Source organism: Streptosporangium subroseum (assembly GCF_900188345.1).
GTDB classification, from domain to species: domain Bacteria; phylum Actinomycetota; class Actinomycetes; order Streptosporangiales; family Streptosporangiaceae; genus Streptosporangium; species Streptosporangium subroseum.
In genome coordinates this window covers 70,123-76,839 of sequence record NZ_FZOD01000052.1, presented here as the reverse complement: position 1 = coordinate 76,839, position 6,717 = coordinate 70,123, and the positions used below count along the sequence as shown (strand labels likewise).

4 protein-coding genes are annotated in these 6,717 nt (G+C 69.2%); 1 reads left to right on the top strand and 3 read right to left on the bottom strand.

Translation table 11 applies throughout. From position 1 onward, the window contains the following. Positions 1-486: 486 nt before the first annotated feature. Positions 487-1,221 (bottom strand): alanyl-tRNA editing protein, encoded by a 735-nt coding sequence (locus tag CHC08_RS35370; protein ID WP_089211732.1) that lies wholly within the window; start codon positions 1,219-1,221, stop codon positions 487-489. 74 nt (positions 1,222-1,295) lie between these two features. Between CHC08_RS35370 and CHC08_RS35365 the strand changes: the two genes are divergently transcribed. Further along, positions 1,296-1,988: an SGNH/GDSL hydrolase family protein gene (locus CHC08_RS35365; RefSeq protein WP_218825647.1), complete on the top strand. Its 693-nt coding sequence runs from the start codon at positions 1,296-1,298 to the stop codon at positions 1,986-1,988. A gap of 158 nt (positions 1,989-2,146) precedes the next feature. Here CHC08_RS35365 and CHC08_RS35360 read toward each other — a convergent pair whose 3' ends face one another. Both CHC08_RS35360 and CHC08_RS35355 read right to left on the bottom strand, forming a co-directional pair. Continuing rightward, positions 2,147-3,724, bottom strand: a complete 1,578-nt coding sequence (locus tag CHC08_RS35360) for a cellulase family glycosylhydrolase (RefSeq protein ID WP_089211730.1) — start codon at positions 3,722-3,724, stop codon at positions 2,147-2,149. Positions 3,725-3,809: 85 nt separating this feature from the next. Then, positions 3,810-6,320 (bottom strand): glycoside hydrolase family 9 protein, encoded by a 2,511-nt coding sequence (locus tag CHC08_RS35355; protein WP_420823598.1) that lies wholly within the window; start codon positions 6,318-6,320, stop codon positions 3,810-3,812. Positions 6,321-6,717: the final 397 nt, after the last annotated feature.

The following is a 6,717-nucleotide window of genomic DNA, read 5'->3' as shown; positions in this document are numbered from 1 at the left end:
TCGCCGCGGGGGGCGCGTTTTGTGTTGCGGTTGCCGTTGTTGCATGTTCAGGGCGGTGTTGAGGGTTCGGCCTCGACCGATCATTACGGGCCCACACCAACCGACCACACCTACCCCGCGCTGACCGGTCACGCCGGACGGGCCGGAGCCATCGACTTCGAGCTCTCGGGAACAGACCATCCCCGGCCAACAAAAACAGGCCACCCTGAGCCGGTGGCGACCGACCATTCCGAGCTGACCGGAACGAACCGCCCCAGGCCGACGAAAACAAGCCGCTCCGAGCCGGCGGGAGCGAGCTATCCCCAACCGTGGGGAACGAGCCGTTTCGAGCCGACGGGAACGGGCTGCCTCGTGCCGGGAAACCGTCGTCTGGCAGGGCTTGGTTCGCCGTACGTATCCAGCTCCTGCACCGAGGCGGGAGCCGCCAGAGCGCAGTGGCGCCCCACGTCGCACCGGGGAACGGCACCCGAAGGCGCGGAGGACTGACTAGTCCGCCACCTCGATACGGAGGCGGCGGAACCCCTTGCCCTTGCTCTCGATCTTGGCGACCCTGATGCGGCCGATCTGCTTGGTGGAGGCGACGTGGGTGCCGCCGTCGGCCTGGCAGTCGAGGCCGACGATGTCGATGATCCGGACCTCCTCGACCGTCTCGGGCACCAGGTTCGTGGCCGTCCTGATGATGTCGGGGATCGCGAAGGCCTCCGCGCGGGGGAGGACGCGGACGTCGATCCGGCGGTCGGCGGTGACCTCGGCGTTGCAGGCCTCCTCCACGGTCTCCTTGAAGCCGGGCGGAACCTCGGGCAGGTTGAAGTCCATCCGGGCGGTCAGCTCCTCCATGTTTCCGCCCGTGACGAGGGCGCCGAAGTCACGGAAGACCACCCCGCACAGCACGTGCAGGGCCGAATGGGTCCGCATCAGGGCGGAGCGCCTCTCGTCTGCGACCGCCGCCCGCACGGTCGTCCCCGGCGGGGGGATCGGGTCGTCCTCGACCGGGATCAGATAGAGGTCGTCACCCTTGCGCACACCGCCGATGCGGGTCTCCACTCCCTGCCAGAGGAGAACTCCCCGATCCGCGGGCTGGCCTCCTCCGCCTGGGTAGAATGCCGACGTGCTCAGAACGATCCCGTCGGGCGACGACGCCAGGACCACCGCTTCGAAGGAGCGCAGGTTCTGGTCGGCGAGTTCGAGTCGCCGCGTGCGCCCGTAGAGGTCACTATTCATGTCGGCAGCTTAAAGCTCTCCGAGGTGGCATGTACGGGCAGGTGCGCAGGCGACTACTCGTGCTCACCGTTGCTATGTTTGCGGCGATTTTCTATCTTATTTCGGGATGTGGGCTGGACGGCGGCCCCGTATCGCCGACGCACGACGCCGGGGCCCGGGTGCCCCTGGCCTCCACTCCGTCGCCGGTGCCGCGCCGGTCGACGGCCCCGATGGTCATGATCATCGGTGACAGCTTCACGGTCGGGTCGGGTCCGGTTCAGGGGTGGGACAGCTACGCCGCGCAGACCGCGCGGACGCTGGGCTGGCAGCTGGTCACCGCGGGAGCGTCCGGGACGGGCTTCGTCAACCCCGGCCCGGTGGGCCGGACCTTCGAGATGTCCTTCGACAAGGAGCTTTCCTGGCGTCCGCCCCCCGGCCTGCTGATCATCTCCGGTGGGCACAACGACCGCCAGGTCAGTCCGGGGACGGTTCATCAGGCGGTCGAGCGCCTGCTGGAGCTGGCCCGGCGTCGATGGCCGGAGACCAGGATCGTGGTGATCGGTCCCATCTGGATGGCGAAGGCTCCCGACTGGAGCTACCAGGTGAGGGACGCCATCGCGGTCGCGGCCGAGGAGGCGAAGACGCCCTTCCTGGATCCGCTCGGCCGGAGCTGGGGGAGCGGGACGATCCTGCCCGACGGTGTCCATCCCACCTACGAGGGTCACGCGAAGATCGCACATTGGCTGGTCGACGCGCTGCGCAAATATGGGTTTGGCCCCGGCACCTGAGCGGGGACGGACGACTTCCCGGGGAGCGGGCGGTGCGATCGTGCCACCGCCCGCTGTTCGCCGCTGACGCGCCGGCGTCCGCTGACCGCCGGTGGGGAGTACGGTCGCGGACCGCATCCCCCTCAGAGGCGTCAGGGCTGTTCGAGACGCTCTGGGGATCAGGAGATGGTGGGGGTGGGTGGGGTGCCGGTGCCGTTCCAGGAGCCGATGAAGCCGAAGGTGGTCGAGCCGCCGGCGGAGATGGTGCCGTTCCAGGCGGCGTTGGTGAAGGTGAAGGCGGTGCCGGAGGCGGCGAGGGTGGCGCTCCAGGTCTGGGTGACGTTGACACCGGCGGGATAGGTCAGGACGGTTCGCCAGCTGGTGACGGCGCCGGCGCACTTGACGGTGACCTCGCCCTGGAAGCCGCCCTGCCAGGAGTTGGTGGTCTTGTAGGTGGAGGTGCAGCCGGTGCCGGGGTTGGTGGGTCCGAAGGTGGTGGTGAAGGTGGTGCCGGCCGAGGCGGCGGAGGCGTTTCCGGCGGCGTCGCGGGCGACGACGTTGACGGTGTAGGCCGTGCCGGGGGTGAGTCCGGTCAGGGTGACGGAGTTGGTGGCCGAGGTGACGAGCTGGGTGGTGCCCTGGTAGACGGTATAGCCGGTGACGGCGCGGTTGTCGGTGGAGGCGGTCCAGGTCAGCGTGGCGCCGGTGCCGGTGACGGCCGAGGCGGCGGGGGTGCCGGGCCTGCTCGGAGCCGTGGTGTCACTCGGGTCCGGAGGAGTCGTCCCACCGTAGATCTTGGCCTGTACGGAGGTCTGCGCGATGCCGTTCGCACCGTTGAAGAGCCGCTGCCCCCAGCTGGTGAGGCTGGCGGCGTTGAAGTTGGTCACCTGGTCGAGGTATTCGACGCCGCCGCCGTTGCCGCTCCAGGACCAGCCGAGGTAGCCGATGCCCCTGGCCTGAGCCTGGGCCATGATCGTGTCCTCGTCGGGGTTGCCGTCGGAGTGGTTGAACCCGAACTCGCCGACCACCAGCGGCAGCCCGGCGGTCTGGAAGCGCTGCATGTAGTCGGTGACCTCGGCCGCCGTGTCGTACACGCCGTACATGTGGACGGAGAAGACCGTGTTGCGCTGCGGGTCGGCGGCGAAGACCGTGGCCGCGTTGTCGCGCATGGTGAAGCCCCAGTCCTGGCCCCAGTTGGGTGCGTCCGCCATGATCAGGTGCTGGAATCCGTTGCCGCGCAACCTGGTGATGGCGGCGGAGGTGGCCTGGGTCCAGCCGGGGGTGGTCGCGTTGTTGCCGAAGGGCTCGTTGCCGACGTTGAGGACGACGTAGTCCTCCTGTCCGACGAGCGCGCTCTTCACACTGATCCAGTAGTCGACGGCCTGGTCCAGGGTGTAGGCGCCGCTCTGCTCGCCGTACCCGGTGGTGTCGTGGTTCTCCAGCACGCAGATGAGCTTGTTCTGCTTGCACAGTGAAATCACGTTCGTCACGTCGGCGACGCCGTTGGCGGGCCAGCGACCGCCGCTGAGCACCACGCGCACCGTGTTCGCGCCGAGGGCCTTGATGGCGGCGAAGGAGCCGGTCTGGGTCGGGTACCAGGTGTGCGCGTGGCTGGTGCCGCGCATGACAAACGCGCTGCCGCTCGACTCGAGGATCTTCGTGCCGCTGACGTGGAGGCCGACGGCGGCGTGGGCGGGTGACATCGGGATGAGGAACGACAGGAGGAGCGCGGAGAGCATCGCGATTCGGATTCGCATGGCCTGCCTCTGGGGGTCGGACTCTGGAAGGAGGTGGCCGGCCGGGCGGAGGGGTCATCGCACCCGGCCGGGGTAGCGGGGGGCGTCAGCTCGCGGTGCAGTTCACCGGGACCGGGACGCCGTTGGTGCCGTTCTGGCTCGCGGTGAACCCGAAGGTCGTCGAGCCGTTCGGAGCGAGGTTGCCGTTCCAGGCCACGTTCCTGACCGACACGTCCGCCCCTGTCTGGGTGTGCGTGCCGCTCCACAGCTGGGTGATGGTCTGGCCGCCGGCGAACCTCCAGGTCACCGTCCAGCCGCCGATGGCCGAGGTGCCCTGGTTCTTGACGGTCACCTCGCCCTGGAAGGCGCCCTGCCAGGCGTTGCCGATCGTGTAGGTGGCGGTGCACCCACCGGTCGGAGTCGAATCCTGGGTGGTGGTGAAGGAGGTGCTCTCGGAAGCCTGTGAGGAGTTGCCCGCCGCGTCCCTGGCCACCACGCTGACGGTGTAGGCCGTCACAGGGGTCAGGCCGGTGAGGTCGAAGGTGACGCCCGGGGCCGTTCCGACCTTGGTCGTGCCCCGGTAGACGTCGTAGCCGCTCACTCCGACGTTGTCGGTGGAGGCCGTCCAGGCCAGCCTGGCGGTGCTCCCGGTGATGGCGGAGACGGTGGGTTTGCCCGGTCTCGCCGGAGCCGTCGTGTCCTCCACCGGGGGCGGCTCGTCACCCGGGGGGTTGCCCCAGATCTTCGTGGTGCCCGCGTAGAGCGTCATGTTCTGCACTCTCACGGGAGTCGCGCCGGGAGTGGTGGCGACACCCGCATACGACCAGTCGTTGGACGGGTCCCAGGTGCCGGAGCTGGCGAGGCGGAACTGGACCTCGCGCCGGTGCTGTGACTGTCCGGCGGGGGAGATCGAGGTGCCGGAGCAGTCGATGGTGACGTAGTAGGTCTTACCTGACAGCAGGGTCGGCCCGGTCGGCGCCTTGCACTGGTTGTACGCGGAGGAGACCGTGACCTGGCTCGCGGTGGTGGTGCCGTCGAGGGTGAAGTAGTAGCGGAACGAGCCGTTGGTCAGCGGGCGCGCGGGCCAGCCGGACTGGTTCCTGACGATCGCCTTGATCTCGGTGAACGTCGAGCCCGAGGCGTTCACCCCGGCCTCCAGGAAGATCTCCGGGCCGTCGGGGGTCTCCGCGACGGGGAAGTTCGCCGCCGGGGCTCCGCCGTACTCCCGGTAGAGCCGGGCGAGCGCGCTGGTGAAGCCCGCGTTGTAGTCGGTGGCGACCTCGTTCATCACGTAGTCGTCGCGCTTGTCGGTGTAGGCGTCGTTCGGGTCGGGCGGGCCGCCGACGAGCGCGCCGTACAGGGTGTGGCGGCTGGCGACCGGCGAGGTGAGCTGGTCGGTCCACGAACCGTGCGCGGTGCGGTGGTGGGGGCTCTTGGGAGGGTTGGCGCCGAACCCGATCATGTAGGAGGAGCTGCGCGGGTTGTCGCCGAGCGCGTAGTTGATCTGCCTGAGCGCGAAGTCGTGGTATCTCGTCTTGCGCGCGGCCTCGGTGATGGTGTCGCTGTGGACCAGGGCCACGAACGCGGTGTTGGCCGCGTAGCGCAGCGATCCCCAGCGGTCGAGTACGGCCTGGCCGCCCGGGGAGTATGTCACCCGTTGCCCGTTGACCCCGACCGTCCAGAAGTCGAGCCAGCGGTTGGCGTCGTCGAGGTATTTCTGCTTGCCGGTCAGCTTGTTCAGCAGCACGTAGGCGCCGTAGGACTTGTCGTCCCAGGCGATCGTCCACTTGTAGGACTTGGTCGTGGACTGCGGCTCGGTGCCGAGGTTGTCGTAGTAGGCCTCGGCCTTGGCCAGGTAGGAGGCGTCCTGGGTGGCCCGGTGCAGCCAGATGGCGCCCCAGACCAGCTCGTCGTTGAAGCCGCTCCACGACTGGTAGTACCCGGACGCGTCGGTGATGCAGTCGCTGTACTTCTTCCGCACGGTGTCGGCGAAGGTGTAGAGCTGCTTCGCGTGCGCCACCAGCGTGTCGGCATAAGACGGACTTGTCGGGCGGAAGACGATCGATGAGGCGGCCATCGCCGCCGCAGTCTCCCCGGCCAGATCCGAGCCGCCGCAGGAGGCGTCGATCTTGTAGGCGGGCCGTTGCATCTGCATCGCCTCGGCGGGGCCCCACCAGGCGTGGTCCGTGCCGCCGTTGCCGACCTGCCCGTAGAGCACGTTCGGCGACGGATGGGCCTTGATGAAGTAGTCGTTGACGAACTTGAGGTTGTTCAGCAGGTGGGTGAGCTGCCCCGAGGAGGCGTAGGCGTCCCGATACTCCACCGCGCCCCAGGCCAGCATCGTCGCGGAGGCCGCCATCGGCAGCCCGAACTTGACGTGGTCGCCCGCGTCGTACCAGCCGCCGGTCAGGTCGAGTCCGACGTCCTTGCCGTCGTCGAGCGCGGAGTCGCCGCGCCAGCCGACGCGGTTCCAGCTCGGCAGGTCCCCCGACTGCTGGGCCTCGTAGAACCAGATGGACTTCTGGAGCGCCTCGCCGTAGCTGAACGCGGGCGCGGCGGCCTGGGCGGCGGGCGCCGGCACGACGGCCAGCGCCAGCGGGGCCAGGAGGGCCAGCACCGTCAGGGATCTCTTCGCGACCCCTCCGAGTCCCGAGGAGTCCCTGGCCCGGGTGGGCGATGGCCCTGCCCTGCCCGTTTCGCAAAGGCCGGCGGGGACGCGATTCCCCCGCCGGATGAATCCGGCGGTCCCTTCGCTGGATCTCATGGGTGCCTCTCGGGGAAGTCTCGGGGAAGAAGGTGGCGTTCGGAGCGCGGCCGGTACGTCGGAGGTACCGGCCGCGCCCCGAGGTCTTCGGTCGTCAGAGGTGGTACTCGGGGCGCGGTGACAGGTCAGGGGTGCCGCCGCGCCCCGAGGTCTTCGGGGCCGGACCTCGCCTCAGGAGCGAGCGGGCCCGGTCGTACCCGGCTCCTCGGGAGGGAGCAGGCGGTGCGGTCGCACTCGGCTCCTTCCCGAG